Annotated in this window: 29 protein-coding genes and 1 pseudogene; 13 read left to right on the forward strand and 17 right to left on the reverse strand. The window is 71.4% G+C overall.

Features of this window, described 5'->3' with window-relative positions; translation table 11 throughout:
- Window positions 1-86: 86 nt before the first annotated feature.
- Entirely contained in the window at window positions 87-344 is a 258-nt protein-coding gene (locus tag Q3Y56_RS23750) for a WhiB family transcriptional regulator (protein WP_003953983.1), read from the reverse strand.
- Between the two features lie 317 nt (window positions 345-661).
- Window positions 662-1,630, reverse strand: coding sequence for a diacylglycerol kinase family protein (locus Q3Y56_RS23755; protein ID WP_304463865.1), 969 nt, complete (start codon window positions 1,628-1,630; stop codon window positions 662-664).
- 81 nt (window positions 1,631-1,711) lie between these two features.
- Here Q3Y56_RS23755 and Q3Y56_RS23760 point away from each other — a divergent pair, with 81 nt between their 5' ends.
- Window positions 1,712-2,278 carry a hypothetical protein gene (locus tag Q3Y56_RS23760; protein WP_304463866.1) on the forward strand — a complete coding sequence of 189 codons (567 nt, stop codon included), beginning with the start codon at window positions 1,712-1,714 and terminating at the stop codon, window positions 2,276-2,278.
- 180 nt (window positions 2,279-2,458) lie between these two features.
- Here Q3Y56_RS23760 and Q3Y56_RS23765 read toward each other — a convergent pair whose 3' ends face one another.
- From Q3Y56_RS23765 to Q3Y56_RS23775, 3 genes are all read right to left on the reverse strand, one after another.
- Window positions 2,459-3,328 (reverse strand): RNA polymerase sigma factor SigF, encoded by an 870-nt coding sequence (locus Q3Y56_RS23765; protein WP_304465762.1) that lies wholly within the window; start codon window positions 3,326-3,328, stop codon window positions 2,459-2,461.
- Window positions 3,329-3,383: 55 nt separating this feature from the next.
- The gene (locus Q3Y56_RS23770) at window positions 3,384-3,797 is read right to left on the reverse strand and encodes an anti-sigma regulatory factor (RefSeq protein WP_135338432.1); all 414 of its coding nucleotides are present in this window, start codon (window positions 3,795-3,797) and stop codon (window positions 3,384-3,386) included.
- A gap of 254 nt (window positions 3,798-4,051) precedes the next feature.
- A complete protein-coding gene (locus Q3Y56_RS23775; protein ID WP_304463867.1) occupies window positions 4,052-4,312 on the reverse strand; it encodes a UBP-type zinc finger domain-containing protein in 261 nt (86 codons plus the stop codon).
- Window positions 4,313-4,402: 90 nt separating this feature from the next.
- Here Q3Y56_RS23775 and Q3Y56_RS23780 point away from each other — a divergent pair, with 90 nt between their 5' ends.
- The gene (locus Q3Y56_RS23780) at window positions 4,403-6,004 is read left to right on the forward strand and encodes a Na+/H+ antiporter (RefSeq protein ID WP_304463868.1); all 1,602 of its coding nucleotides are present in this window, start codon (window positions 4,403-4,405) and stop codon (window positions 6,002-6,004) included.
- A 23-nt stretch (window positions 6,005-6,027) separates the two neighbouring features.
- On the opposite strand, the gene Q3Y56_RS23785 is transcribed toward Q3Y56_RS23780, so the two are convergent.
- Together Q3Y56_RS23785 and Q3Y56_RS23790 are read right to left on the reverse strand one after the other, a co-directional pair.
- Window positions 6,028-6,903: a 1-aminocyclopropane-1-carboxylate deaminase/D-cysteine desulfhydrase gene (locus tag Q3Y56_RS23785; protein WP_304465763.1), complete on the reverse strand. Its 876-nt coding sequence runs from the start codon at window positions 6,901-6,903 to the stop codon at window positions 6,028-6,030.
- Between the two features lie 184 nt (window positions 6,904-7,087).
- Entirely contained in the window at window positions 7,088-7,678 is a 591-nt protein-coding gene (locus Q3Y56_RS23790; RefSeq protein ID WP_304463869.1) for an N-acetylmuramoyl-L-alanine amidase, read from the reverse strand.
- A 169-nt stretch (window positions 7,679-7,847) separates the two neighbouring features.
- Here Q3Y56_RS23790 and Q3Y56_RS23795 point away from each other — a divergent pair, with 169 nt between their 5' ends.
- On the forward strand, window positions 7,848-8,759 hold the full coding sequence (locus Q3Y56_RS23795; protein WP_304465764.1) for a glutaminase: 912 nt from the start codon (window positions 7,848-7,850) through the stop codon (window positions 8,757-8,759).
- An 82-nt stretch (window positions 8,760-8,841) separates the two neighbouring features.
- Window positions 8,842-9,087, forward strand: coding sequence for a hypothetical protein (locus Q3Y56_RS23800; RefSeq protein ID WP_304463870.1), 246 nt, complete (start codon window positions 8,842-8,844; stop codon window positions 9,085-9,087).
- Window positions 9,088-9,132: 45 nt separating this feature from the next.
- Here the strand turns inward: Q3Y56_RS23800 and Q3Y56_RS23805 are convergent.
- Window positions 9,133-10,091, reverse strand: a pseudogene (locus tag Q3Y56_RS23805) (beta-ketoacyl-ACP synthase III).
- Window positions 10,092-10,459: 368 nt separating this feature from the next.
- Between Q3Y56_RS23805 and Q3Y56_RS23810 the strand changes: the two are divergent.
- Window positions 10,460-10,843 (forward strand): STAS domain-containing protein, encoded by a 384-nt coding sequence (locus tag Q3Y56_RS23810; protein WP_304463871.1) that lies wholly within the window; start codon window positions 10,460-10,462, stop codon window positions 10,841-10,843.
- Between the two features lie 150 nt (window positions 10,844-10,993).
- On the opposite strand, the gene snpA is transcribed toward Q3Y56_RS23810, so the two are convergent.
- The gene (gene snpA, locus Q3Y56_RS23815; RefSeq protein ID WP_304463872.1) at window positions 10,994-11,680 is read right to left on the reverse strand and encodes a snapalysin; all 687 of its coding nucleotides are present in this window, start codon (window positions 11,678-11,680) and stop codon (window positions 10,994-10,996) included.
- Window positions 11,681-11,918: 238 nt separating this feature from the next.
- On the opposite strand from snpA, the gene Q3Y56_RS23820 reads away from it, so the two are divergent.
- Window positions 11,919-12,902 (forward strand): LysR family transcriptional regulator, encoded by a 984-nt coding sequence (locus Q3Y56_RS23820; protein ID WP_304463873.1) that lies wholly within the window; start codon window positions 11,919-11,921, stop codon window positions 12,900-12,902.
- Between the two features lie 50 nt (window positions 12,903-12,952).
- Here Q3Y56_RS23820 and Q3Y56_RS23825 read toward each other — a convergent pair whose 3' ends face one another.
- The gene (locus Q3Y56_RS23825) at window positions 12,953-13,663 is read right to left on the reverse strand and encodes a TetR/AcrR family transcriptional regulator (protein WP_304463874.1); all 711 of its coding nucleotides are present in this window, start codon (window positions 13,661-13,663) and stop codon (window positions 12,953-12,955) included.
- 112 nt (window positions 13,664-13,775) lie between these two features.
- On the opposite strand from Q3Y56_RS23825, the gene Q3Y56_RS23830 reads away from it, so the two are divergent.
- Entirely contained in the window at window positions 13,776-14,477 is a 702-nt protein-coding gene (locus tag Q3Y56_RS23830; protein WP_304463875.1) for an NAD(P)-dependent oxidoreductase, read from the forward strand.
- A gap of 119 nt (window positions 14,478-14,596) precedes the next feature.
- Here the strand turns inward: Q3Y56_RS23830 and sodN are convergent, their stop codons facing one another.
- Complete coding sequence (gene sodN / locus Q3Y56_RS23835; protein WP_304463876.1) at window positions 14,597-14,992, reverse strand: superoxide dismutase, Ni; 396 nt, start codon at window positions 14,990-14,992, stop codon at window positions 14,597-14,599.
- A gap of 139 nt (window positions 14,993-15,131) precedes the next feature.
- Here sodN and sodX point away from each other — a divergent pair, with 139 nt between their 5' ends.
- Window positions 15,132-15,590 carry a nickel-type superoxide dismutase maturation protease gene (gene sodX, locus Q3Y56_RS23840; RefSeq protein WP_304463877.1) on the forward strand — a complete coding sequence of 153 codons (459 nt, stop codon included), beginning with the start codon at window positions 15,132-15,134 and terminating at the stop codon, window positions 15,588-15,590.
- Here sodX and Q3Y56_RS23845 read toward each other — a convergent pair.
- Window positions 15,497-16,153, reverse strand: a complete 657-nt coding sequence (locus tag Q3Y56_RS23845; RefSeq protein ID WP_304463878.1) for a CGNR zinc finger domain-containing protein — start codon at window positions 16,151-16,153, stop codon at window positions 15,497-15,499. The genes sodX and Q3Y56_RS23845 overlap by 94 nt on opposite strands.
- A gap of 78 nt (window positions 16,154-16,231) precedes the next feature.
- On the opposite strand from Q3Y56_RS23845, the gene Q3Y56_RS23850 reads away from it, so the two are divergent.
- Window positions 16,232-17,005 carry a trans-aconitate 2-methyltransferase gene (locus Q3Y56_RS23850; protein ID WP_304463879.1) on the forward strand — a complete coding sequence of 258 codons (774 nt, stop codon included), beginning with the start codon at window positions 16,232-16,234 and terminating at the stop codon, window positions 17,003-17,005.
- A gap of 130 nt (window positions 17,006-17,135) precedes the next feature.
- On the opposite strand, the gene Q3Y56_RS23855 is transcribed toward Q3Y56_RS23850, so the two are convergent.
- From Q3Y56_RS23855 to Q3Y56_RS23865, 3 genes are read right to left on the reverse strand one after another with little or no spacing between them, the layout of a single operon-like run.
- Entirely contained in the window at window positions 17,136-17,888 is a 753-nt protein-coding gene (locus Q3Y56_RS23855) for an amino acid ABC transporter ATP-binding protein (RefSeq protein WP_304465765.1), read from the reverse strand.
- Window positions 17,889-17,893: 5 nt separating this feature from the next.
- Entirely contained in the window at window positions 17,894-18,835 is a 942-nt protein-coding gene (locus Q3Y56_RS23860) for an amino acid ABC transporter permease (protein WP_304463880.1), read from the reverse strand.
- 38 nt (window positions 18,836-18,873) lie between these two features.
- Window positions 18,874-19,818 carry an ABC transporter substrate-binding protein gene (locus Q3Y56_RS23865; RefSeq protein WP_304463881.1) on the reverse strand — a complete coding sequence of 315 codons (945 nt, stop codon included), beginning with the start codon at window positions 19,816-19,818 and terminating at the stop codon, window positions 18,874-18,876.
- 531 nt (window positions 19,819-20,349) lie between these two features.
- On the opposite strand from Q3Y56_RS23865, the gene Q3Y56_RS23870 reads away from it, so the two are divergent.
- From Q3Y56_RS23870 to Q3Y56_RS23880, 3 genes are all read left to right on the forward strand, one after another.
- Window positions 20,350-21,582, forward strand: a complete 1,233-nt coding sequence (locus Q3Y56_RS23870) for an NADP-dependent malic enzyme (RefSeq protein ID WP_304463882.1) — start codon at window positions 20,350-20,352, stop codon at window positions 21,580-21,582.
- A 225-nt stretch (window positions 21,583-21,807) separates the two neighbouring features.
- Window positions 21,808-23,373 carry an alkaline phosphatase gene (locus tag Q3Y56_RS23875; RefSeq protein ID WP_304463883.1) on the forward strand — a complete coding sequence of 522 codons (1,566 nt, stop codon included), beginning with the start codon at window positions 21,808-21,810 and terminating at the stop codon, window positions 23,371-23,373.
- A gap of 124 nt (window positions 23,374-23,497) precedes the next feature.
- Window positions 23,498-24,460 (forward strand): zinc-binding dehydrogenase, encoded by a 963-nt coding sequence (locus Q3Y56_RS23880; protein ID WP_304463884.1) that lies wholly within the window; start codon window positions 23,498-23,500, stop codon window positions 24,458-24,460.
- A 9-nt stretch (window positions 24,461-24,469) separates the two neighbouring features.
- Here Q3Y56_RS23880 and Q3Y56_RS23885 read toward each other — a convergent pair whose 3' ends face one another.
- The gene (locus Q3Y56_RS23885) at window positions 24,470-25,294 is read right to left on the reverse strand and encodes an antibiotic biosynthesis monooxygenase (protein WP_369696788.1); all 825 of its coding nucleotides are present in this window, start codon (window positions 25,292-25,294) and stop codon (window positions 24,470-24,472) included.
- A 79-nt stretch (window positions 25,295-25,373) separates the two neighbouring features.
- On the opposite strand from Q3Y56_RS23885, the gene Q3Y56_RS23890 reads away from it, so the two are divergent.
- Complete coding sequence (locus Q3Y56_RS23890) at window positions 25,374-25,835, forward strand: GNAT family N-acetyltransferase (RefSeq protein ID WP_304463885.1); 462 nt, start codon at window positions 25,374-25,376, stop codon at window positions 25,833-25,835.
- A 100-nt stretch (window positions 25,836-25,935) separates the two neighbouring features.
- On the opposite strand, the gene Q3Y56_RS23895 is transcribed toward Q3Y56_RS23890, so the two are convergent.
- On the reverse strand, window positions 25,936-26,532 hold the full coding sequence (locus Q3Y56_RS23895) for a hypothetical protein (protein WP_304463886.1): 597 nt from the start codon (window positions 26,530-26,532) through the stop codon (window positions 25,936-25,938).
- Window positions 26,533-26,620: the final 88 nt, after the last annotated feature.

Consider the following 26,620-nt stretch of genomic DNA (forward strand, 5'->3'; position numbering starts at 1 on the left):
TCACGGTATGGGGGCATCCCCAGGGGCGAAGCTCCGGGGAGCATCGGGGTACTGCGCGCTGCGGCTCGGGGGCCGAGGGGCTGCGGTCAGGCGCTGGCGTTGCGCGCCCGGTTGCGAGCGGCGCGGCGCTTCATCGCACGGCGCTCGTCCTCGCTGAGGCCACCCCAGACACCGGAGTCCTGGCCGGACTCCAGCGCCCACTGCAGGCACTGCTCCATGACGGGGCAGCGGCGGCAGACGGCCTTGGCTTCCTCGATCTGCAGCAGCGCAGGACCGGTGTTGCCGATGGGGAAGAACAGCTCGGGGTCTTCCTCGCGGCAAACGGCGTTGTGACGCCAGTCCATGGCTGCTCCATCTCCTCGTGTTGCATGTACGTTGCTTGTGAATGTGAACGCTTTCACGAATCCCTCCGCAAGGGAAGGGCCGTCGCCCAGTTTGGGGCTGGTGCGGTCCCGTGGAATGAGGAGGGGGTTCGGGCTCTCAAGGGGGCTTCGTGCGGCCGTCCCGATCGCCATGAAGAGACTCGCAAACCTCGGCGGCGGATACAACCCCTTCCGGAAAGTTTTTTTTGATTCCTTGGTGTCGTCTCGGTCACAGCCGTACTTCCATGGGGTGGAGAGCAGGCTAAACGTTCGACTGGAAGGAGTTTCGGCCCTGCCACTCACACAATCACACGCAGTGCACGGCGAACACCTGTGAACGTCACGCTCGTACGCAGTCCCAGGTGGTCGCCGTCCATCTGGAAGGGGAGTGGCGCCTGCGATTGCAAGGTGAAGTCCGTCAGGTCGTGCTCGGAGACCACATGCTTGCCGTGCGGGCCGCGCTCCGGGGTGGAGGTCAGCAGCTGAGTGCCGTACCGGGCCATCGCCGCCGTCGACAGTTTGGTGAATCCCAGCACGTCAAGGGCGGTGTCGAAGGACGCCTGCGGCGAGGCGTAGACCGGCCGGTTCCCCAGGAAGGTCCACGGGGAGGTGTTGCAGACTATCGACAGGACCAGGTCCTCGACCGGCTCGGCCTCCGGCCGGGCGAGCGTGATCGCGCCCTGTCGCCGGTGCGGCTCCTTGAAGAACTGCCGAGCGGCCTGCCGCAGGTACAGCGCGTGGGTCGACCGCTTGCCGCGCTCCCGCTGCTGCTCGACCCGGCCGATCACCCCCGCGTCGAACCCGAAGCCCGCGCAGAAGGTGAACCAGCGAGGCGGCACCGCCTCGTCGACGGTGCCCGGGGTGCCGGCGGCCACCCCCAGGCCCACGGTCCGCTCGCTGCCCTGCCGCAGCGCGTCCAGCAGCGCGCCGGTCGCCTCGACGGCGTCGTTGGGCAGCCCGAGGGCGCGCGCGAAGACATTGGTGGACCCGCCGGGGACCACGGCGAGGCCGGGCAACTGCTCCGGGGCGGGGCCGCTGTGCAGCAGGCCGTTGACCACCTCGTTGACGGTGCCGTCGCCCCCGAGCGCGACGACCAGTTCGTACGCGCCGGTCTCCGCCGCTCGCCGGCCCAGGTCGCGGGCGTGCCCGCGGTACTCGGTGGTGGCGACCTCCAGCTTCAGATCGCTGGCGAGCGCGTGGATCAGTACGTCCCGGGTGCGGGCACTGGTGGTGGTTGCTGCCGGATTGACCACGAGAAGCGCGCGCATGCCGCAGAGCCTACCTACTTGGCGGTACCCGTCCATCCCCCGGGGCGCCCCGGGGGCCGGGCGCGCGGCTACCCTGCTGGGGTGAGCAGTAAGAAGTCCGCCTCCGCCAAGTCGTCCGCCGCGAAGCGGGCCGCCGCCAAGGGGTCTGCCGCCAAGCGGTCCGCCACCGACCAGCCGGCGGCCAAGCGGCCCGCCGCCAAGCGGTCGGCGCCGGCCGCCGCGCCGGCGGCCGCCCCCGCCGCCTCCGACCCGTCCGGGCCCCGCCCGGCCCGGCTGACCGCCGCGGCGGTGCTCGCCGCGGTCGAGGGCGCGGTGCTCTTCGGATTCGGGATCTATCTGCTGATCATGGGATTGGTGGGCGATCCGGACAGCCCGCGGCAGGCGGAGATGCTCGCGGTGACGGTGCTGGCGCTCGCCGTGCTGCCGACCGCCGCGGCGCGCGGGCTGTGGCGGCGCCGCAGCTGGAGCCGCGGCCCGGCGATGATCACGCAGCTGATGGCGCTGCCGGTGGCCTGGACCCTCGTACAGAACGGTGGCGCGCTGATCGCGATCGGGGTGGCCATCGCGGCCGTGGCCTTCGCCGTGCTGGGACTGCTGATCAACCCGACGGCCACGGAGGCGCTGGGCATCGGCCCGCGCGAGGCGTAGCCGCCTTCGGCGGCGTATCGCCTCGTGTCCCCTCGTGGGCACACCGCTGGGCTGTCGGCACGCGCTGCCGCGCGTCCGCCCCGTGCGGATCGCTCGGCGGGCGGGTGGGCGCGTACGGCTCGGTTCACCCGCCGGGCAACGGCAGCGTCGTGACGTCTCCTCGACGTCCGGTCGTGACGTCTACTCCTCGACCAGGAGCCTCTCCCTCAGCTGCGCGAGCGTACGGGCCAGTAGCCGGGAGACGTGCATCTGCGAGATGCCCACCTCCTGGGCGATCTGCGACTGGGTCATGTTCCCGAAAAACCGCAGCAGCAGGATCTTCTTCTCCCGCGGCGGCAGGTCCTCCAGCAGCGGCTTGAGCGACTCGCGGTACTCGACGCCCTCCAGCGCCTCGTCCTCCGCGCCGAGGGTGTCCGCGACCGCCGGGGACTCGTCGTCGGTGTCGGGCACGTCCAGCGACAGCGTGCTGTACGCGTTGGCCGACTCCAGGCCCTCCAGCACCTCCTCCTCGGAGATGCTCAGGTGCTGGGCCAGTTCGTGCACGGTGGGCGCGCGGCCGTGCCGCTGGGACAGCTCCGCGGTGGCCGTGGTGAGGGACAGCCGCAGCTCCTGGAGCCTGCGCGGGACCCGGACCGCCCAGCCCTTGTCGCGGAAGTGCCGCTTGATCTCCCCGACGACGGTGGGCGTCGCGTAGGTGGAGAACTCCACCCCGCGGTCCGGGTCGAACCGGTCCACGGACTTGATCAGGCCGATGGTGGCGACCTGCGTCAGGTCGTCGAGCGGCTCGCCGCGGTTGCGGAAGCGCCGCGCCAGGTGCTCCACCAGCGGCAGATGCATCCGGACGAGGTGGTTCCGCAGCTCGGCCCGCTCGTCGGAGCCCTCGGGCAGCCCACGCAGCTCGACGAACAGCGCCCGCGCACCGCTGCGGTCGTGCGGGTCGTGCTGCTGCCGCGTGTCCTGCTGGTGCTGATCCATGTGGTCCGCCCGCTCTGGTCGGTCGCCAGCCGCTTCCGGGTCCGCGGGATGCGGCCGGGCGGGCTGGGGCGGGATGGCCGGGGTACGCACTCCCCGCGATGATGCAGTGCTCACGGAGCCCCCCTTTCCGTCACGGCTGTCCGGGGCCGGCGCCGCGCTTCTTGTGCAGGCTGATGCTGACCGTACGGTCCTCGGCGACCGTCGAGTCGACCTCGCCGGCCAGCGCGGAGAGCACCGTCCAGGCGAAGGTGTCGCGCTCAGGAGCGCGGCCGTCGGTGGTGGGTGCCGAAACGGTCACCCGCAGTGCGTCCTCGACCAGACGGAAGACGCAGCTGAGCACACTGCCGGGGACGGCCTGCTGAAGCAGGATCGCGCAGGCCTCGTCCACCGCGATGCGCAGATCCTCGATCTCGTCGAGGGTGAAGTCCAAGCGGGCTGCGAGCCCTGCGGTCGCCGTCCGCAGCACCGACAGATAGGCCCCCGCTGCGGGCAGCCGAACTTCCACGAAGTCCTGGTTCCCGGGCTCGCCTGCGATCTGGGACACCCTCACCTCCAAGGTGGCAGAGCTGGGTAGAGCTGAGCTGATACGAGCACCGACCGCGCCTCCGGGAGGGGGCGCGGACCGGTGCGGAGCACGTGGTCCGGCTGCGACGCTACCGCGATCCGCGGCCCGGTGTCGCCCGGTCGGAGGACGGCCCCCGTGTGGGCTACACCGAAACGCGGTCACGTTACGTCACTTATGGTAAGCCCATGTATACGTACAGTGGCTAGGGGTTGGGCGGGTTCAATTCGAGAACCTCAGGTGAGCCGCCGGTCCGCATAGCACCAGCGCCAGCTCTCGCCCGGTTCCAGGGTCCGCACCAGCGGATGGCCGGTCTCCGTGAAGTGCCGGGCCGCGTGCCGGTGCGGCGAGGAGTCGCAGCAGCCCACATGTCCGCAGTGCAGGCACAGCCGCAGTTGCACCGGATGGCTGCCGATCGCCAGGCAGTCCGGGCAGGTGTCGGTCAGCGGGTCCGGCTCGAGGCGCGGGAGGTCGAGAACATGCGGACACTCGCTCATGATGGCCAGGTTAACCCGGTCGACCCGGCCAAACGCTCGCCACCGGCCTGGAGATGACCGCCACGACGGACGGGAGACGGGCCGGAGCCGATGGACGTGACTCCCCTTCTGATACTGGTCGCGGCGAGCGCCGCGGTCGCGGGCGCGGCCCGCCGGACCGCCGCCGTGCCGGGGCCGCTGCTGCTGGTCGCCGCGGGCCTCGGCGCCTCCTACGTGCCCGGCGTCCCCGACTACACGCTGGACCCGCACATCGTCCTGCCGCTCCTGCTCCCGCCCCTGCTGCACAGTGCGGCGCTGGGCAGCTCGTATCTGGACCTGCGCGCCAACCTGCGGCCGGTGGCGCTGCTGTCGGTCGGCTACGTGCTCTTCGCGACGCTCGCGGTCGGCTGGATCGCCTACCTGGTGGTGCCGGATCTGCCGCTGACCGCCGCCCTGGTACTGGGTGCGATCATCGCCCCGCCGGACGCCGTCGCCGCCACCGCCATCGCCCGCCGGGTGGGGCTGCCCAGCCGCATGACAACCGTCCTCCAGGGCGAGTCGCTGGTCAACGACGCGACCGCGATCACCGCGTACAAGGTGGCGCTGGCCGCCGCCGTCGGCGAAGGGGCCACCTGGGCGGGCGCCGTGGGCGAGTTCGCGCTCGCCGCCGTGGGCGGCCTCGGGACAGGGCTGGCCCTGATGGTGCCGCTGCACTGGCTGCGCACCCGGCTGCGCGACCCGCTGCTGCAGAACACCCTGTCGCTGCTCATCCCGTTCGTCGCCTACACCGCGGCCGAGGAGATCGGCGCCTCCGGGGTGCTCGCCGTCGTGGTCGTCGCCCTCTACCTCGGCCATCGTTCCTGGCAGGTCGACTACGCCACCCGGATCCAGGAGGCGGCGGTGTGGCGGATGGTCACCTTCGTCCTGGAGTCGGTGGTGTTCGCGCTGATCGGCCTCCAGCTGCCGGTCGTGCTGCGTGGACTGGGCGACTACGGGGCGGGAGAGGCCGCCTGGTACGCGGTCGCGGTCCTCCTCGCCGTCATCGTCATGCGCTTCGTCTGGGTGCTGCCCGCCGGCTTCCTCCCCGGGGTGCTCACGCCCCGCGCCGGCGACCGCGGGCCCGTCCCCGGCAGGGCCGTGACCGTGATCGTCGGCTGGGCCGGGATGCGGGGCGTGGTGTCGCTGGCCATCGCCTTTTCCGTACCGGAGACCGTGCACGGCGGCGGCGACTTCCCCGCCCGCAACCTGATCCTCTTCCTGGCCTTCACCACCGTCATCGGCACCCTCTGCGTCCAGGGCCTCACCCTGGCGCCGTTGACCCGGCTGCTGCGGCTCCCCGGCCGCGACCGGCAGGCCGAGACGCTCCAGGAGGCGCAGGTCCAGTACGAGGCGTCCGAGGCGGCCGGGGCGCGGCTGGACCAGTTGCTCGCCGACGACCGCAACGCCCTGCCCCAGCCGCTTGCCGACCGGCTGCGCACCGTAGTGGAGCGGCGGCGCAACGCCATCTGGGAGCGGCTCGGGGCGGTCAACGAGACCACCGGGGAGTCGGTCGACGACACCTACCGCAGGCTGCTGAGGGAGCTGATCGCCGCCGAGCGCGAGGTGTTCGTGAGGCTTCGCGACGAGCGGCGGATCGACGACGAGATGCTGCGCAGGCTCCAGCGCCGGCTGGATCTGGAGGAGGCGGCGGTGTACCGGGAGGCGGCCCAGTAGCCCCTCCGCCCGGGGCCTCGGCCTCACACTCCGCCGGTGATCACCGCCGCCACCGTGCTGCCGGGCGCGAACGCGCCCTCCTCGGCCAGCACTGTGAGTCCGTAGAGCATCTTGGCGACATAGAGACGTTCCAGCGGCAGGCCGTGGCGGTCCGCGAAGTCCTGGGCGAAGGCGTCGAGCGCGGGCGTGCTCCGGGCGTACCCGCCGCAGTGGAACCGGTCGTCCAGCCGCCAGTCCCCGGCACGCCCGCCGAACGCGGCCTCCTGGAGCCGCTCGACCTCCGCCCCGAGGAAGCCGCCCTTGAGAACCGGGAACCCGATGGCGCGCTGCCCGGGGCCGAGCCCGGCGGCCAGCCCCGCCAGCGTGCCGCCCGTGCCGCAGGCCACCGCCGCCACGTCCGCCCGCCCGCGCAGCTCACGGCCCAGGTCGGCGCAGCCGTGCACGGCGGCCGCGTTGCTGCCGCCCTCGGGGACCGGGAAGAAGGCGCCGAACCGCTCGCGCAGCTCCTCCAGCAGCGCCGGGTCCGACCGGCGGCGGTACGTGCCGCGGCTGACGAAGTGCAGCCGCATGCCGTCGGCGGCGCAGCGCGCGAGCGACGGGTTCAGCGGACGGTCGGCCAGCTCCTCGCCCCGTACGACACCGACGGTGGCGAGCCCGAGCAGCCGCCCCGCCGCGGCGGTGGCGCGCAGATGGTTGGAGTACGCGCCGCCGAAGGTGAGCAGAGTGCTCGGGCCGTCCGCCGCGGCGGCGTGCAGGTTCGGCACGAGCTTGCGCCATTTGTTGCCCGGTATCTCGGGGTGGATGAGATCGTCCCGCTTGAGCAGCAGGCGCACGCCGCGGCGCGCGAAGCGGCCGTCCGCGATCTCCTGGAGCGGGGACGGCAGCCGCGGCCGCAGCATGCCGATCGGATCGGGGGCGGGACGATCGGGGGCGGGAAGGGTCACCCGCCCATTGTCCTGCGTGCCGTGCGAGCCGGGGGCGACGGTCCCTCCGCGCTACCGCGCCCCCGGCCGGGGCGTGCCGACCAGGTCACGCCACCACGTGGTCGCACCACCACCTGGTCACACCGCTGCGTGAGCCGGTCTACTTGAGGTGGTCGCGCACGCGCTCACGCATGGCGTTCATCGTGAAGCCGCGCGGGTCGACCTTGCCCGGCTGCCATTCGAGATGGCCGATGACCGAGCGCTCGGTCCACTTGTGGAAGCGGCAGACGGCGGCCGCGGCCTTCGCGATCGCCGCCAGCTGGGCCTCCGGCCACGGGTCCTCGCCGTCGCCCAGGTTCTCGCACTCGAAGCCGTAGAAGTGCCGGTTGCCGTCCGTGTTGGCCTCGTTGTCGGGCGGCAGCGCCTTCTCGGCGATGACGGCGCGCAGTACGTCGTCGTCCCCGCGCCCCGCGTGGTTGGCGCGCCCGTAGCCGACGAGATGCACCGTGCCGTCCTTGGCGATCACCCCGTGGCACAGCGGGCCGGGCAGCTCCGGCCAGCCGTCGTAGCAGATCTTCACGGTCCGTTCGGTGCCGCTGGTCACGGTGTGGTGGATCATCACGCCGTGCATCGGCCCCCACGGACCCATGTGGTTTCTGTTGTGCTCTCTCCAGTCGCCGACCTCCACCACGCGCAGGCCCTCGTCCTTGAGGGCCCGGAGGAAGCGTTCCGCGGACATGGGTGTGGCCATGGCCGCCTCCGTTCGGTCGGTTCGGCGGACGCCCGTCGCGTACCGCCTGGTCACCCACCTTGTACCCGAAAAACGCGCTCTGTGACGACCTGTTCGGATCCTGTGACGAGCGTGTTCGGTTATCGTGCGAGCTGATCCGGCCGACGACGTCCAGGAGAAGCACGGCACGATGGACTACCAGGCAGTTCTCGACGAGGTCGCGGCCGCGGTGGCGCCGCAGGTCGGGCGCGGGCAGGTGGCCCGGTACATTCCGGCGCTCGCCGCCGTGGACCCGGGTCGGTTCGGGATCGCGCTCGCGGCCGTCGACGGGACCGTGGTCGGGACCGGTGACTGGGAGGTCCCGTTCTCCATACAGAGCATCTCCAAGGCGTTCAGCCTCGCGCTGGTGCTCGCCCAGGACGGCGAGAGCATCTGGCGGCGCGTGGGGCGCGAGCCGTCGGGCAACCCGTTCAACTCGCTGGTGCAGCTGGAGCACGAGAACGGCATCCCGCGCAATCCGTTCATCAACGCGGGCGCGCTGGTCGTCACCGACCGGCTGCAGTCGATGACCGGGGACGCCAGCACCACGATGCTGGACTTCCTGCGCGCCGAGAGCGGCAATCCGGAGCTGTCCTTCGACGCCGCCGTCGCCGCCTCCGAGACCGAACACGGGGACCGCAACGCGGCTCTGGCGCACTTCATGGCGAGCTACGGCAACCTCGACAACCCCGTCCCCACGGTGCTGGAGCACTACTTCTGGCAGTGCTCGATCGAGATGAGCTGCCGCGATCTGGCGCTGGCGGGCGGCTTCCTGGCCCGGCACGGGCTGGCGGCGGACGGTTCCCGGCTGCTGTCGCGGCGCGAGGCGAAGCGGATCAACGCGGTGATGCTCACCTGCGGTACGTACGACGCGGCGGGCGACTTCGCGTACCGGGTCGGACTGCCCGGCAAGAGCGGGGTCGGCGGCGGCATCGTCGCGGTGATCCCGGGCCGCTGCACGCTGTGCGTATGGAGCCCCGGCCTGGACGCGCGCGGCAACTCGGTGGCGGGGGTCGCGGCGCTCGACCACTTCACCACGATCACCGGGTGGTCGGTGTTCTGACCCCCGCTTCCGGCCCCGGTGACGCGCGCGGTGGCGGCGCGCCGCCCGGCGGGCGCATGGTGGTGACAGGAGGTGTACCGCCATGCGGCACGAGATGCGCGCTGAGTACGAGGAGGGCAGCTCGGGGCGGGTGGCAGGCGCGCCGGTCAAGAGCTGGCACATGGTGCGGGAGATGGGGACGGCCACGCTCTGCGGGCGCGAGCTCGCCCCCGACGCGCAGACCCTGCCCGCAGAGGACTGGGGCAGCGCCGGCACGCTGTGCTGCCGCGCCTGCGACGCCGTCTATCTGCGCGAGTGTGATGCCGTCTATCTGCACGAGGTCCCGTGACGGGTCCGCTGTCCGGATCTCCCTTGGGGGGACAGCTCCCGCGCGTCACGGGCAGCGGACGACCTGCCCCGCGTACGACAGATTGCCGCCGAAGCCGAACAGCAGCACCGGGGCGCCCGACGCGATCTCGCCGCGCTCCACCAGCTTGGACAGCGCGAGCGGGATGCTGGCCGCCGAGGTGTTGCCGGACTCCACGACGTCGCGGGCGATGACGGCGTTGACCGCGCCGAGCTTGCGCGCCACCGGCTCGATGATCCGCAGGTTCGCCTGGTGCAGGACGACGGCGGCCAGCTCCTCCGGCGCCACACCCGCGCGTTCGCACACCTGCCGGGTGATCGGCGGGAGCTGGGTGGTGGCCCAGCGGTAGACGGCCTGCCCCTCCTGGGCGAACCGCGGGGTGTGCCCTCGATCCGGACCGCGCGGCCCATCTCCGGCACCGACCCCCACACCACGGGCCCGATCCCCGCCCGGTCGCCCGCGCCTTCGGGGGCGTCCTCCGCGACCACCACGGCGGCGCCCGCGCCGTCGCCCAGCAGGACGCACGTCGAGCGGTCGGACCAGTCGGCGACCTCGGTGAACTTCTCCGCGCCGATCACCAGCGCGCGGGTCGCGGAGCCGGCCCGTATCGCGTGGTCGGCGGTGGCCAGGGCGTGGGTGAAGCCCGCGCAGACGACGTTGAGGTCCATGGTGGCGGGGCTGCCCAGGCCGAGCCGGGCGGCGACGCGGGCGGCCATGTTGGGGCTGCGGTCCAGGGCCGTGGAGGTGGCCACCAGGACGAGGTCGATGTCGGCGGGGCTGAGTCCGCTGTTCGCGAGCGCCTTGGCGGCGGCCTCGGCGGCCATCTCGTCCACGGTCTCGTCGGGGCGGGCGATGTGCCGGGTACGGATGCCCACGCGGCTGCGGATCCACTCGTCGCTGGTGTCGACGATCGCCGCGAGGTCGTCGTTGGTGAGCACCTTCGTGGGCTGGTAGTGGCCCAGAGACAGTATGCGCGAGCCGGTCATCGGGCCGTCCCCCTTCCGTGGCGTCACTCCAGTCTTGGGCCCCCGCGGCCCGCCGGGTGGGCAGGTATCCACCAACGTTGCGCCGGAAGATCTGGAGCTTTCACCCTTCCGGACTCGCCGGTAGGGAACCGCGAGCGACCGCGGCGCCGTCGCGGCGCCACCCCGCGCCGCGGGCGCCGGTCCGGCAGGTGGCCACGGCACGTCACCGGCCGCGGGGAGATCACGCGACCGGGTGGTCAATCAACGGGGGTGTGTCTTCACTCGAACGAGGGCTCTTCCGCTGTCGAAAATGGTTTCTGCAGAGCCGGGCGCGGTAATCGGTCCCTACGCTCGCCTGCACGCCATTCCCCTCCCCATGTGAGACCGCGATGCAACAGGCCGCGCGACGGGCCGCCCCCGTGTCGTATGCCCGGACGTACTCGACCGGCGCGTGCGCCGTCGTCGAGTGCCACGGCGAGGTGGACCTCGACGGTGCGCTGGAGATCGGCCCGCCGCTGGACGCGGCCACCGGAGGCACCGCCCCCGTGGTCGTCGTCGACCTGACCCCGGTCACCTTCCTGGACTGCTCCGGCCTGGCCCTGCTGTGCCGCGCGCACCGCCGCACGCGCGAGCGCGCGGCGCGGCTGCGCGTGGTGTGCGCGGACCGGACGGTGCTGCGTACGTTCCGGGCGTGCGGGCTGACCGAGGTGCTGGATCCGCAGCCCACGCTGGGGGCGGCCCTCGACGGGGAGGCGTCGCGTACGGACGGATGACCGACGGATGACGCGCGGAGGCCCGCCGTCTGACGCACGGAGGCCCGCCGTCCCCGGTGGGGACGACGGGCCGCGTGGCGGGGGGTGGGTTCCGGATGACTCGGGTCGGTGTGCCGGACGGGCCGGCCGGTCAGCCCGGCCGGGGTCGCGTCACGTAGCGGAGCGGAAGCCCGCCTTGCCGAACGCGGCCTTGTCGAACGCCGCCGGGTCGACCGAGGTCAGGCCGTTGGCCCACAGCTGCTCGACGCGGCTGATCTCGTTCGCGTCCGGCTGCGGGTTGGTGCAGGACGGGCCGGGGCCGCCGCCGGACATCAGCTCGCTGCACGGGCCCTCGTAGTGGTCCGGCAGGCCGAGGACGTGCCCGGTCTCGTGGGCGGTGACCCGGGTCGAGTCGTACTCCTGGTTCTGGGCGTAGTCGAGGAAGATGTAGCCCTTGCCGTGGCCGTCGGTGCTCGCGTAGGAGCCGCGCGGGTCGTCGCCCTCGCGGTACTCGAAGTCCGCGTTGCCGCCTTCGACCAGCTCCACGTTGTCGACGGAGGCGTTCCATATCTCGGCGCTGCGGGCTATCTGCGCCTTGAAGGTGGGCGCGGCGCCGGCGTCGTAGGTGACGGTGACGCTCGCGGCGCCGGTCTTCTTCTGCTTGGCCTTGGCCGACTTCAGGACGGCCTCGAAGAACGCCTTGGCGTCGGCCCGGTCGGCCGAGTCCGAGACGTAGGCCGACGTGGCGGCGGAGCGCGCGGGCTGGTCGGCGGTGGCCGCGGAGGCCGGTACGGCGGACAGCGCTGCCGTCAGACCGAGACCGACGGTGGCAGCGAGCGCCAACTTGGGGAAACTCATGTGGGGGGCTCCTCATCGTCCGTGGGATCCCCGGGGCGCGGTGATGTGGGGATGCGCCCCAGGGACCTTGGGATGAACTGTTGGTGCCGCAGAGTCTTGGCGAGATCCGGCGCCGTGCGGAGATGCCAACCGGCGATAGCGCGGTCCTATAACCCGACCGCAAGAACGCGAAAGTTCGGCACGTTCGGGTGGTTTAAAGCTCTGGTGTGGCGTGTCAAGACGCCGTTATGCTCGCGCCGTGGAGCTCGAAGTCAGGCATCTTCGTGCGCTGTGCGCCATCGCCGACCACGGCAGCGTACGCAAGGCCGCGCGGCAACTGGGCATGACCCAGCCCTCCCTGACCACGCAGCTCCGCCGGATCGAGAACGCCATCGGCGGTGAGCTCTTCTCCCGCGACCCCACCGGCAGCACCCTCACGCCGCTCGGCCGTTCCGTGCTCTCCCGGGCGCGGCCCATCGTCGCCGAGATGAACGCCCTGATCGCCGAGGCGCGAACGGCGGCGGGCCGCGCGGCCGACGCGCGGCTGCGGATCGGCAGCACCGGCAGCCGCGCGGTGCCGGGCTGGCTGCGCCGGCTGCGGATCCGGTTCCCCGCCGCCGACCCCACCATCCGTACGGACGCCTCGCCGAACACGCTGTTGCAGATGGTCGCCGCGCACCAGCTCGACGTCGTCTTCGTGCACGAGGTCGAGGGCTCTCCGCTGCGCGTTCCCGAGGGGGTGGAGCAGCGCGTACTCGTGGCGCGCGAACCGCAGTTCGTCGCCCTGCCCGAGACCCATCCGGCCGCGCGCCGACCGGTGGTGGCACTGGCCGACCTGGCCGCCGACCAGTGGATGGTCGACCCGGCCGTGGACGGGGAGGCCGCGGGCGTACGCCGGATGCTCGCCGCCGCCGGACTGGAGCCGCAGGTGGTCTACGGCGACTATCTGACCGCGGTCGACCTGGTGGCCGCAGGGGAGGTCGTCACCCCCTGCCAGCCCACCTCCCGCTCCCGTCCCGGCATGACCGTCCGCCCCCTGGAGGGCGACCCGTTGACGGTCCGTCTCCTCCTCGCCGCCCGCCCCGGCGCCGCCGCGCCGCTGGGCCTCGACGAGGTGTACGAGGACCTCGCGGCCGCCTACCGCGAGATCGCGTGGGCCAGCCCCGCGTACCGCGAGTGGCTGGTTCGCAACGACACCCCTCCACCGCTCCTCCAGGCCCGGGGCCGGGTGCCGGTGGCCTGAGCCGGGGGCGTTTCCGGTCGTGCCGGGCCGCCGGCCTCACGGCGGGCGCGTCAGCGCTTCGGCGTGACGCCCAACGACCGGATGAGCTGGGTCAGTTCCTCGTGGAAGAGCTTGTCCGGGCTGAGGGTCTGGGTGGCGAGGTGGCCGTAGACCTCCAGTGACACCAGGCCGTGCAGGTGGCTCCAGACGCGCAGGGCCAGGGCGACGCCGGCCGGGGGCAGGTCGGGGAAGGCCGGGCGGACCTTGTCGAGCAGGCCGGCGTCGAAGTCGGACCACTGGAAGTCGCTGCCCTCATAGAGGTGTTCGGCGTGCGGCCAGGCGGCGGCCGCGAGCGCGGTGAGGCCGGTGCAGACCCGGCGGGCGGCATCCGGGGCGGCCCCGCCCTCGGGTGGGCGGTAGCCGGGAACCGGGTCGCCGTAGACGAGGCGGAATCCCTCGGGGTTGGCCAGCGCCCAGTCCCGGAACGCGCCGGCCCACGCCTGGATCCGGGCGGCGGCGTCCCCGGCGGGGGCGGCGGCCCAGGCGGCGTCCACGGTGTCGGCCAGCGCGGTGTACACGTCGTTGACGAGCGTGGTGACCAGCTCGTCGCGGGTGGCGAAGTAGCCGTAGATGGCGTTGGCGGTCATGCCCATCTCGCGGGCGATGGCCCGCAGCGTGATCGCATCCGGCCCGCCCGAGGCCATCAGGCGGAGTGCGACCTCTTTGATCTCGGCCGCCGTCTCGGCCCGCAGCCGCTCGCGGCGCCCCCTGGTGCTTCCCATGGCGGCACTCTACAGCGTCACATTGCTGATTGCCGTATCTAAACTTCACGCCGTATAGTTTCGCAACGCCGTGAACACGGCTGTGGGAAACCAGGGGAACAAGGGGAGAGCCATGCACATCGGAGTCATCGGAGCCGGCGGCACCATCGGCAGCCGCGTCGTCGCCGAGGCCCTCGGCCGCGGGCACCAGGTCACCGCGTTCAGCCGGAACGCCGCCGGGATCGCCGAGGAGCGGGAGAACGTCACCTGGAAGAGCGTCGACGTTCTCGACGCCGACAGCGTCGCCGCGGTCCTGCCCGGCCTGGACGTGCTGATCAGCGGGTACCAGCCGGGCAACGCGTCCACGGACATGGCGGACACGGTCGCCCGCTCGATCGCCGATCCCACGGTCTACGCCACCGCCGCGCGGGCCCTTCTGAAGGCGCTGGAGAGCCACCCGAGGACCCGGCTGATCGTGATCGGCGGCGCGGGCAGCCTGGAGGTCGAGCCCGGACTCGTCCACGCCGACTCCGACGCGCACCTGCACGAGAGCCTGGACGCGCTCGGACTGCCGAGGGAGTACGCCGTCGCGGTGCGCGGCCACCGGGACGCCCTCGACGTGCTGCGCGCCTCCAACCGGCTGTGGACCTATTTCAGTCCGGCGGAGAACATCGCGCCGGGCGAGCGCACGGGCCGCTTCCGGATCGGCGGCGACCAGCCGGTCCTCGACGCCGACGGGCGCAGCCGGATCTCCGTGGAGGACGCCGCCGTAGCCCTCGTCGACGAGGCCGAGCTGCCCCGCTTCGTCCAGCGCCGCTTCACGATCGGCTACTGAACGGCCGTCGGGTCAGCAAACTCGGCAATGGGCAGCAAGAGTCAGTAAGAGTCAGCAAAAAGACCGCACCCGGGGCCCTATGGGGCGCCGGGTGCGGTCGAGGCGGGCGGAGAGGCCGGTCAGGCCTGCTTCGTCTCCCAGAAGATCTTGTCGATCTGGGCGATGTAGTCCAGCGCCTTCTGGCCGGTGGCCGGGTCGTTCGAGGCCTTGGCCGCGCTCAGCGCCTTGAGGGTGTCGTTGATGAGCTCGTGCAGCTCCGGGTACTTCTGGAAGTGCGGGGGCTTGAAGTAGTCGCTCCACAGCACCGACACGTGGTGCTTGGCGAGCTCCGCGCGCTGCTCCTTGATGGCGAGGGCGCGGGTGCGGAAGTCCTGGTCCTCGTTGGCCTGGTACTTCTCCTGGATGGCCTTGACCGACTCGGCCTCGATCCGGGCCTGGGCCGGGTCGTAGACGCCGCAGGGAAGGTCGCAGTGGGCGCTGACCTTTACCTTGGGGGCGAACAGGCGGGAGAGCATAGAGCTGTCCTTCCTCGTGATCGTCTTCTCGGGTGCGAGATTACTCGGTGCGGGAAGGCTTTTCTCGGGGACCCCGGGGGCTAGGTCAAAAGTCCAGTGCCGGCCTGGGGCCAGTGGAGGATCGGACCGGAGGTGCCGGATGCAGGAGCAGGTGCGCGATCGCGGGCCGGAGCGGGGCCGTGAGCGTCAGGGGCTGCTGCGGATAGGGCTGGCGGAGGTCTACAACCCGTCGATGGTGCCCACCCTCGGTCCCGGTGACCGGCTCGTGGTCCGGTACGGCGCGGCCGTGCGGCCGGGTGACGTGGTGGTGCTGCGGCACCCGTTCCGGCAGGACCTGCTGATCGTCAAGCGGGTGGTGGAGCGGCGCGACGGCGGCTGGTGGGTGCGGGGCGACAACCCGTACGTGGTGAACGACAGCCGGGAGTTCGGCGTGGTGCCGGATGAGCTGGTGGTCGGCCGGGCCTGGATCCGGCTGCGGCCGCCGCCCGGGTCCGTGCCCGGCGCTCAGCGCTCCGTGGCCGGCGTGCTGTCCTGGGCGGCGTCGGCCGTGCGGCCGCTGTCGTCCGGGCGCTCCCGGCGCCGGTCGCGGCCCGACTGATCGGCGTCCAGGCGCTTGCGGGCGCGGTAGGCCGCCACGTTCGCCCGGGTGGCACAGCGGTCGGAGCAGTACCGCCTGGAGCGATTTGTCGATGTGTCGAGATACGCGTTGCGGCAGGGCGGCGCCTCGCAGATGCCCAGGCGGTCGGCGCCGAGCTCGGTGAGCTGGAAGGCCAGGCCCATGGAGGCCGTGGCGGCGTAACCGGCGCTCGCGTTGGCCGCGTAGTCGGCGATGTGCATGTGCCAGTGCGGGCGGCCGTCCTCGTCGCGGAGCTCGTGTCCGGAGATCTGCGGGCTCACCGGGAACTCCAGGAGCAGCGCGTTCAGTAGGTCCACGGCCCGTACCTCGTCGCCCTCGGCCGCCGCCTCGAAGACCGCGCGCAGCCGGGTGCGGACGGCGCGCAGCCGGGTGACGTCGGCGTCGGCCGCCCGGCGGGCCGCCTGCCCGCCCGCGGCGAAGAGCTCGCGTACGGCCTCCACGGAGGTGAGGGTGTCCGCGCCGCGTGCGGGTTGCTCGCTGTTCACCAGGCGCACGGCGAGATCGGAGTAATAGGCCAGTTCCACTTGTGGTCCTTACGGGGGCGGAATAGGGTCGGTAATGCCTGATGGAGCTACGAGGGTATTACGACTCGGAGGTGTGCAATGGCGGAAACCCTTGCCGTGGACTGGGGCGCCTGGCAGCGGAGCTGGGACCGGCAGCAGGAGTGGTACCTGCCGGACCGCGAGGAGCGGTTCCGGGTCATGCTGGACGCGGTGGAGGCCGTGGTCGGCCCGCGGCCGCGGGTGCTCGACCTGGCCTGCGGTACGGGCAGCATCTCCGACCGGCTGCTGAGCCGGTTCCCCGAGGCGACCAGCACCGGTGTGGACCTGGACCCGGCGCTGCTGACCATCGCGCGGGGCCACTTCGCGGGCGAGCCGCGCGTCGAGTTCGTCACGGCCGACCTGCGGGACCCCGACTGGACCGCCCGGCTCCCGCACCGCGACTACGACGCCGTGCTCACCGCGACCGCCCTGCACTGGCTGAGCGCCGATGAACTGCGCGTGCTGTACGGACAGCTCGCCGGCGTGGTCCGGGACGGCGGAATCCTCGTCAACGCCGACCACATGCCGGACGAGAGCAGCCCGCGGCTGAACGCGGCCGACCGCGCGTACCGGCACGCCCGCCAGGAACGGGCCAAGCGGGACGGGGCACAGGACTGGGCGGACTGGTGGCGCACCGCGGCCCAGGACCCGGTGCTCGCGGACGTGGTCGCCGAGCGCTTCGGCATCTTCGGCAACCCGGCCGAGGGGGACCACGGCGAGGACAAGGTCCACCCCGCCGCCTGGCACCTGGACACGCTGCGCGCCGCCGGCTTCGGCGAGGTGCGCACCGCCTGGTGCTCGCTCACCGACGCGGCGGTGCTGGCGCTGAAGTAATCGGCTCCTCGGCCGAGGCCATCGCCGACGTGATCGCCGAAGGGATCGCGTCAGCACGCGCGAGCGGGCGGTACGGGGTGTGCGCACTCCGTACCGCCCGCTCGTCATCGCCTCAGCGCGCCCCCGAGCCTCACAGCACCTTCGACAGGAACGCCTTCGTCCGCTCGTGCTGCGGGTTGGTCAGCACCTCACGCGGGTGGCCGGACTCGACGACCACGCCGTCGTCCATGAAGACGATCGAGTCGCCGACCTCGCGGGCGAAGCCCATCTCGTGGGTGACCACGACCATCGTCATGCCCTCCTCGGCCAGGTCGCGCATGACGTCGAGGACGTCGCCGACCAGCTCCGGGTCGAGCGCCGAGGTGGGCTCGTCGAAGAGCATCAGCTTGGGCTCCATGGCCAGGGCCCGCGCGATGGCGACGCGCTGCTGCTGGCCGCCGGAGAGCTGGGAGGGGTAGTTGCCCGCCTTGTCGGCCAGCCCCACCCGGTCCAGCAGCTTCAGCGCGCGCTCCCGCGCGACCGCCTTGGCCTCGCCCTTGACCTGGACGGGCGCCTCCATGACGTTCTCCACCGCGGTCATGTGCGGGAAGAGGTTGAAGCGCTGGAAGACCATGCCGATGTCGCGGCGCTTGGCGGCGACCTCGCGGTCCCGCAGCTCGTAGAGCTTGTTGCCCTGCTGCCGGTAGCCGACCAGCTCGCCGTCCACGTACAGCCGCCCGGAGTTGATCTTCTCCAGGTGGTTGATACAGCGGAGGAAGGTGGACTTGCCGGAGCCGGACGGCCCGATCAGGCAGAACACCTCACGGGGCGCGACCTCCAGGTCGATTCCCTTGAGGACCTGGACGGCGCCGAAGGACTTGTGGACGCCTTCGGCCTTCACCATGGGGGTCATGCGGTGCCTCCCTTGGGGCGGCCGATCGAGATCAGGTTGGCGCGGATCCGTTGCAGCACCGTCGGCGGCAGGCTCCGGCTGGAGCCCCGCGCGTAGTACCGCTCGAGGTAGTACTGGCCGACGCTCAGCACCGAGGTCAGGATCAGGTACCAGGTGGCGGCCAGGAAGAGCATCTCGGCCGGGGCGCCGGAGTTCTGGCCGATCTCCTGGGCGCCCTGCAGCAGGTCCCAGTACTGCACGGCGAACACCAGCGAGCTGGTCTTGAGCATGTTGATGAACTCGTTGCCGGTCGGCGGCACGATCACCCGCATCGCCTGCGGCAGCACGACCCGGCGCAGCGTCTTGGCGTGGCTCATGCCCAGCGCGTGCGCCGCCTCGGTCTGCCCCTCGTCGACGGCCTGGAGGCCGGCGCGGCAGATCTCCGCCATGTACGCGGCCTCGTTCAGGCCGAGACCCAGCAGGGCGGCCAGGAACGGGGTCATGAAGTCCGACCACTCGTCCTGGTAGATCGGCCCCAGGTTGATGTACTCGAAGATCAGGCCCAGGTTGAACCACAGCACCAGCTGTACGTACACCGGGGTGCCGCGGAAGAACCAGATGTAGCCCCAGGCCACGGACTGGGTCACCGGGTTCTTCGACAGCCGCATCACCGCGAGGATGATGCCGAGGACCACGCCGAGCACCATCGAGGCGATGGTGATCCATACGGTCTTGCCGACGCCCTTGAGGACCTCGTCGTCGAAGAAGTTGTCCGGGATGGCGCCCCAGTTCACCTTGCCCTGGGAGAACGCGTAGACCAGCATCCCCAGCAGGGCGACGATCACGACGGCGGCGACCCACCGCCCGTAGTGCCGGACCGGGATGGCCTTCATGTCCTCGGGCGCGGCCGACGGCGGCGGAGCGTCCCCGGAACCCCGCTTGTCGATGTCAACAGTCACGAATGATGCCTTTCAGTGCGAGCGACGAGCGGACGGGATCACTTGCCACCGTTGACGATGGCCTGGTCCACCGCGCCGTCCTCGGCGCCCCACTTCTCGAGGATCTTCTGGTACTCGCCGGTCCGGATGACCGCGTCGAGCGCGGCCTTGAGGGCGTCCCGCAGCTGGGTGTTCTTCTTGCCGACCGCGATGCCGTAGGGAGCGGCGTCGACCTGGTCGCCCACCAACTGGAAGTCCTCGCCGCCGCCGGAGGTGCGGACCGCGTAGGCCGCGACCGGGAAGTCGCTGGACGCGGCGTCGGCGCCGCCGCCCTTCAGCCGGACCTGGGCCTCGGTGTCCTTGGCGAACGCCTCGATCTCGATCTTGCCCTTGTCACCGCACTCCTTCGACTGGGCCTTGGCCAGGTCGTGCGAGACGGTGGCGCGCTGGACGGCGATCTTCTTGCCGCACAGGTCGTCCCAGGTCGTGATCCCCTGGTCGTCGCCCTTACGCGTGTAGATCGAGACACCGGCGGTCAGGTAGTCGACGAAGTCGACGCCTTCGCCGACCTTCTTGCCGCTGTCCGGGTCGACACCCTCCTGGCGGCCCTTGTTGTCCGTCATGGCGGACATCGCGATGTCGAACCGCTTCGACTTGAGGCCGGTGATCAGGCCGTCGAAGTCGCCGTTGCTGAACTTCATCTTCACGCCGAGGTGCTTGCCCATCGCGTCGGCGAGGTCGATGTCGAGGCCGATGACCCGGCCGCTCTTGCGGAACTCGACCGGCGGGTAGCTGATGTCGGAGCCGACCTCGATCACCTTGCTGGACTGGATCTCCTTCGGCAGCAGGCCGAAGAGCGGGGCGCCCGAGGTGCTGTTGTTGGAGATCTTGTCCCGCTGGTCCCCGCATCCTGACAACAGGAGGGATCCCGTGACCGCGATCGCGGCAACGGCGGCCAGGCGTGACCTGGCCGCGCCTGCGCGGCGGGTGGTGCTTGCGGTCATTCTTCGTCCTCCTGCGGGTAAGGGGGTAGGGCTTGGCATGTGTGGGGGGTCGGGGCACACACCTTCGGATGTCGCGACCTTGTGTGGTTGGGGAATCCTGCCATCTGGACGGGCTCGAACGGACGGGTAGCTATGTCAAAATCGGATAACGGGTGACCCCCGTCGCGCACCAGGCCGGAACCCCAGCCGGACCGTACGGCAAGAAGTGGAATGAAACGTTCCGCGTGTGCGCATTGTCTCAGTACGTGGACGCCTGACCGCGGATGTGCCACTTCCACGCCGCTTCGCCGTGAACGCGAAGTTTCTGTACGGCACCGCGACGGAACTCACTCGTCCCCGGAAGTGCTCTTCCGGTAGAACAGACGGTTACACCCCTCACCCGGGGCTCAGGGCGCGTGTGCGGCGCGCCCGGCGTACGTGCTCACTCCCCGCATGGCAGGAATCTGTCGGCGGGGAAGCGGACGCGGTGCCCGCCCGTTCCCTAACCGGGAGCGGCTACCCTCACCAGAAATTCGACAAAGGGGTCAAAACGTGTCAGCGGAGATCGTGAATCCTCGCAACGACAGTGCCAGCGGCAGCGCCGCGGAGAAGGCCGGCGGTGACGAGGACGAGTTCTTCGACCCGGCCTTCGCGCTGCATCGCGGCGGCAAGATGGCGGTCCAGGCGACCGTGCCGGTGCGGGACAAGGACGACCTGTCCCTCGCGTACACGCCGGGCGTCGCCAAGGTGTGCAGCGCCATCGCCGAGCAGCCCGAGCTCGTCCACGACTACACCTGGAAGTCCCAGGTCGTCGCCGTCGTGACGGACGGCAGCGCGGTGCTCGGACTCGGCGACATCGGGCCGGAGGCATCCCTGCCCGTGATGGAGGGCAAGGCGATCCTCTTCAAGCAGTTCGGCGGCGTGGACGCGGTGCCGATCGCCCTCGACTGCCGGGACGCCGACGAGATCGTCGAGACCGTCGCCCGGCTCGCGCCGTCCTTCGGCGGCGTCAACCTGGAGGACATCTCCGCCCCCCGCTGCTTCGAGATCGAGCGCAAGCTCCAGGAGCGCGTGGACATCCCGATCTTCCACGACGACCAGCACGGCACCGCCGTCGTCACCCTCGCCGCCCTGCGCAACGCGGCGACGCTGACCGGCCGCGACCTCGGCTCGCTGCGCGCCGTGATCTCCGGCGCGGGTGCCGCCGGGGTGGCCATCGCCAAGATCCTCGTCGGGGCGGGCATCGGAGACGTCGCGGTCTGCGACCGCAAGGGCATCGTCTCCGCCGACCGCGAGGACCTCACCGACGTCAAGCGCGAGCTCGCGGGCTTCACCAACAAGGCCGGACTGACCGGCTCCCTGGAGAGCGCCCTGGACGGCGCGGACGTCTTCATCGGCGTCAGCGGCGGTACGGTCCCGGAGCCCGCCGTCGCCCGCATGGCGCCCGGCGCGTTCATCTTCGCCATGGCCAACCCGACCCCGGAGATCCACCCGGACGTCGCCCACAAGTACGCGGCCGTCGTCGCCACCGGCCGCAGCGACTACCCGAACCAGATCAACAACGTGCTCGCCTTCCCCGGCATCTTCGCCGGCGCCCTCCAGGTCCGGGCCTCCCGGATCACCGAGGGCATGAAGCTCGCCGCCGCCGAGGCGCTGGCCGCCGTCGTCGCCGACGAGTTGAGCGCGGACAAGGTCATCCCGTCGCCGTTCGACGAGCGGGTCGCCCCGGCGGTGACCGCGGCGGTCGCGGCGGCCGCGCGCGCGGAGGGCGTCGCGCGGCGCTGAGGCGCCGGGGCTTCGCCCCGGACGCCGCCCGCGTCACCTCACGTACGGCCACCCGAAGGCGGTACGGGCCACCCGCGGCCCGTACCGCCTTCGGCTTGCCGCCCGTACGGCACGCCGCCACACCCCGTACGCCCCGCATTCAGCGGAGTCCGATGTCATACGCAACGCCGCGCCCTGCCGAGGGCGCAGCCGTCACCCCTGTCCCGACCAGACACGGAGCAGCGTATGAGCCTGGATCGCCGCAACCTCCTCAAAGCCGCGGCGGCAGCCGGGGCGTTGAACGTCCTGTGGCCGCTCAGCGCGGGGCTGAGCCCCGCTCAGGCACGCGAGGCCGCCGAACAGCTCGGAGCCTCCTGGGACGCCGCGCCCTTCACCCTCGGCGTGGCCTCCGGCGACCCGCTGCCCGACAGCGTCGTGCTGTGGACCCGGCTGGCCCCCGAACCCCTCGCCGTCGAGCAGCCGCTGCCCGAGTCCGTGGACGTCGACTGGGTGGTGGCCCGCGACCGCGAGCTGCGCCAGGTGGTCGCCCGCGGGACCGCGGCGGCCACCGCCGCGCTCGGCCACAGCGTCCATGTGACCGTCCCGGGGCTGGAGCCCGACCGCCGCTACTGGTACGCCTTCCGGGCGCTGGGCAAGCGCAGCCGGGTGGGCCGCACCCGGACCGCCCCGGCGGGCCGGGTCGCACGCGTCCGCTTCGCCTCCGCCAACTGCCAGGCGTTCCACGACGGTTACTACCCCGCCTACCGGGGCATCGCCCGCGAGGACATCGCGTTCGTCGTCCACCTCGGCGACTACATCTACGAGCACGGCCAGGTCGGCGGCCAGGCACTGCGCGACCACGAGGGCCCCGAGGTCTTCACGCTCCCCGAGTACCGGCGCCGCCACGCCCTCTACAAGAGCGACCCCGCGCTGCGTGAGGCGCACGCCGCCCACCCCTGGTTCCTCACCTGGGACGACCACGAGGTCGTCAACGACTACAGCGGCACTCGCGGCGGCCCCTTCGTCAAGCGGCGCGCCGCCGCGTACCAGGCGTGGTACGAGCACATGCCCCACCGCGACCCCGCCGCCTCCCCGGAGGGCACCGCGCTGCCCGCCGAGCCCCGCATCCACCGGGTCCGCCACTGGGGCGACCTGCTGGAGCTGACCGTGCTCGACCTGCGGCAGTTCCGGTCCGAGCAGAACCTGCCGGACGGCACCATCCTCGGCGCCGAGCAGCGTGCCTGGCTCGGCCGGGGCATCGACCGGGCGCCGGACGCCTGGCACTGCTGGGTCAACTCGATCATGCTCAGCCAGCTGCGCGGCAGGCCGGGCGGCGGGTACATGTTCACGGACCAGTGGGACGGCTTCCTGACGGAGCGCAAGGACGTGCTCGACCAGGTGCGGCGCAGCGGCCTGGAGGACCTCGTCGTCATCACCGGCGACTGGCACTCCGCCTTCGTGGACGACATACGCCCGGACTTCGACGACCCGGACGGGCCGGTCATCGGTACCGAGTTCACCGCGCACTCCGTCACCTCGGGTGCGTACTCGGCGGACTGGAACGCCGCCAACGGCCCGCTGATGGGCCGGGCCAACCCGCACCTGCAGTACTTCGAGGGCAACCGCTACGGCTACGACGTCTACGAGGTGACGCCGGAGCGCTGGACCACGCATATGCGGGTGGTCGGCGACCGCCGCGACCCGGCCTCCCCGGTGACCACGCTGACCCGCTTCCATGTGGACCGGGGCCGGGCGGGCGCGTACGAGGACGAGGCGACGAAGGGGTCTCCGGCGCAGTACCGAAGGGACTGAGGGCGGAAGGGGGGACGCGGCGCGGCGACAAGGGAAGGGCGAGGGGACACGGAAAGGGGACGCGGCGCGTGTCACATGGTCCTGTGGTTCCGCCGCGTCCCCGCCGCGTCCTATGGTCGGGATCATGTTCGCTGCCTACGCCGCACGTATCGACCCCGACCAGCCACTCAACGGCCTCGAACTGGGCGAACGCCCCGAGCCGGCCGTGCGCCCCGGCTGGACGACCGTCACCGTCAAGGCGGCCTCCCTCAACCACCACGACCTGTGGTCGCTGCGCGGGGTCGGCCTGGGCGAGGAGTCGCTGCCGATGATCCTGGGCTGCGACGCGGCCGGGATCGACGAGGACGGCAACGAGGTCGTCCTCCACTCCGTCATCGGGCAGACCGGTCACGGTGTGGGCCCGGACGAGCCGCGCTCCATCCTGACCGAGCGCTACCAGGGCACGTTCGCCGAGCGGGTCGCCGTACCCACCTGGAACCTGCTGCCCAAGCCCAAGGAGCTGTCGTTCGAGGAGGCGGCCTGCCTGCCGACGGCATGGCTGACCGCCTACCGCATGCTCTTCACCAACGCCTCGGTCCGGCCCGGCGACAGCGTCCTGGTGCAGGGCGCGGGCGGCGGCGTGGCCACGGCCGCGATCGTCCTGGGCGCCGCCGCCGGACTGCGCGTCCTCGCCACCAGCCGCGACGAGGCCAAGCGCAAGCGCGCGCTGGACCTCGGCGCCGAGGGCGCGTACGCACCGGGGGAGCGGCTGCCGCGCCGGGTCGACGCGGTGATCGAGACCGTGGGCGCCGCGACCTGGTCCCACTCGGTGAAGTCGCTCAAGCCCGGCGGCACGCTGGTCATCTCGGGCGCCACCTCCGGCCCGAACCCCAAGGCGACCGAGCTGAACCGCATCTTCTTCCTGGAGTTGAAGGTCATCGGCTCGACCATGGGCACCAAGGAGGAACTGGAGGACCTGCTGAGCTTCTGCGCGGCGCGCGGCGTGCGGCCGGTCATCGACTCGGTGCTGCCGCTGGACCGGGCGCGCGAGGGCTTCGAGAAGATGGCGGGCGGCGAGCAGTTCGGCAAGGTCGTCCTGACGGTGTGACCGCGCGGCCTATCCCTGCTGCGGGGCCTGTCGGTCGTGCGGGGTGAAGCTCCGCAGCAGGTGGTAGCGCCGGACCGTGGTGCCCAGGAAGCCGGGGAACTCCAGCACCTTCTCCCAGGCGGGTGAGGGCGCGCCGGCGACCGCCGCGAAGGACTCGTCGTACACCTCCTCGCTGGTCCACTCCGCGTAGTTGAACACCCGGTCCTCGGCGGAGCTCAGATGCGCCTCGCCGTCGGCGAGCAGATGGAAGTGGGCGCCCAGCAGCCCGCAGTCGGGGCTGGACGTGGCGGTCAGCGCCTCGATGACGGTGTCGACCCACTCCCGCCGACGGCCGGACGCCTCGGCGTCGAAGCGGATGTCGACGGTGACGATGGCACCGGGCGCCTCGGCGGCCCGCCGGGCGGGGTCCGGGACGTGGCTCCGGTACAGCTGGTAGCTGTTGATACCCACGCGCTTGATGCCGGGGACAGCGGTGTCGATCTCGTCGTTCCGCTCCTGCCGGTGGTTGCGCACGAAGTCGAAGTACGCCTCCTCGCTGGTCCACTGGGAGTAGTGCATCAAGGTGTCGCCGTCGGTACCCGCGTAGACGCTGTACGACAGCAGGTTCCGATCCGGCCACGGCCGCCCCTCCCACGTGGCCGCGATGGCGTCGACCGTCGCCCGCTGCCGCTCGGGCGTGCCGACACTCCAGGTACTGAACAGGGCGGCGCCGACATCGGGTCGGGCCGGGTCGGGGTGCTGGTGGTCGCTGACGTGGGTCGCGGGCGCGGACATGGACGTCTCCTCGGGATCGTGACCGCCGGGCCGCTCCGGCCCGGCGATCACGATCCTCATACTTCACCTTTGCTTTAAGTCAAGACGGCTGGAGAGGTCCGGCCGGGATTGTCAGTGCCTGGTGCCAGACTCGCTGAACATGAGTCACGATGTGCGGCTGAGGGATGTCGAAGAAGCTGATCTGGAGTTGTTCTTCCAGTACGAACACGATGCTGAGGCGGTGCGACGATCGAGGTTCACTCCCCGGGACCGGGAGAGCTTCATGAACCACTGGGCCACGAAGGTCCTCGGGGACCCCGCCAATTTCGTCCAGACCGTCACCGTGGACGGCGAGGCGGCGGGCAACGTGGTGGCCTGGTGGGACCGGGACCGGCGCTTCATCGGGTACTGGTTCGGCCGGCGCTTCTGGGGCCGAGGCATCGGCACTCAGGCCCTGACGCTCTTCCTGCGACGCGAGAAGGCCCGCCCGCTCTACGCCGACCCCTTCGCCGGGAACACCGGCTCGGTGCGGCTACTGGAGAAACACGGCTTCCGGCGCACCGAGACCGTCTGGGATGGCGAGCACGAGCACACGGTGCTCGTGCTCCACGAGGACAGCTGACGGGGCGCCGTCGTGTGTCAGATAGTGCTCACACCGACTGGGCGACCGTCCGGGCTGCTGGGCGTTGCCATGGCATCGCCGAAGGTCGTCACGAGGCCTTCTATGCGTTGGGGGCGTTGACGGGAGGACGGTGAACCTCCAGGACGATCGCCGTTCCGGCCACAGATCGATCCTCGTGCATGGTGATTACTTGGCCGGGCTGAAGGTGCTGCCATCGTGAGGGGACGAGAGGCGCGAGTCGCACCGGGGATCGTCCGCCCGGCTCCAGGAGGGGCGTGAACTCCACCCAGAGCCGGGCGATGTCGAGGGTTGGTTCGCCGGTCGGGATTCGATTTCCGATGCTCCACATCGGTCGCAGGACGCCAGCTCCGGAGATAGGGGTTCGCCGTCGGGCTTCAGCCGCCGACCGGAGGGTCAGGTCAGCTCGGATGATTCCGTTGCGGGTCTCGTAACAGCGCCAATGACACCAGGCCGCACTGTTCTCCAGATGCATCTGCTCTGCGGCGGCAGCCAGAGTTTCCCAGAAGCTCAGCGGAAGCGGGTGGACGTCACCGAGCTCCTCCAACAGTCCGAGGGCCACCTCCCACTCGTCGTGGGTGAGGTAGTCCCAGACGTCGTTTACCGTGATGTCGCTCTCGGTGGCGATCTCCTCGGGGATCAACAGGGAAGCGGCTTCCAGCAGCTTGGGGACATCCATGCCCTGATTCTGAACCAGCTGTCTCGGAGGCTGCGTCGGGGATGCTCGTGGCAGACTCCACGGATGCTGATACCTCGCGGGCGGCCTC

The sequence above is a fragment of the Streptomyces sp. XD-27 genome (assembly GCF_030553055.1).
Taxonomy (GTDB): Bacteria; Actinomycetota; Actinomycetes; order Streptomycetales; family Streptomycetaceae; genus Streptomyces.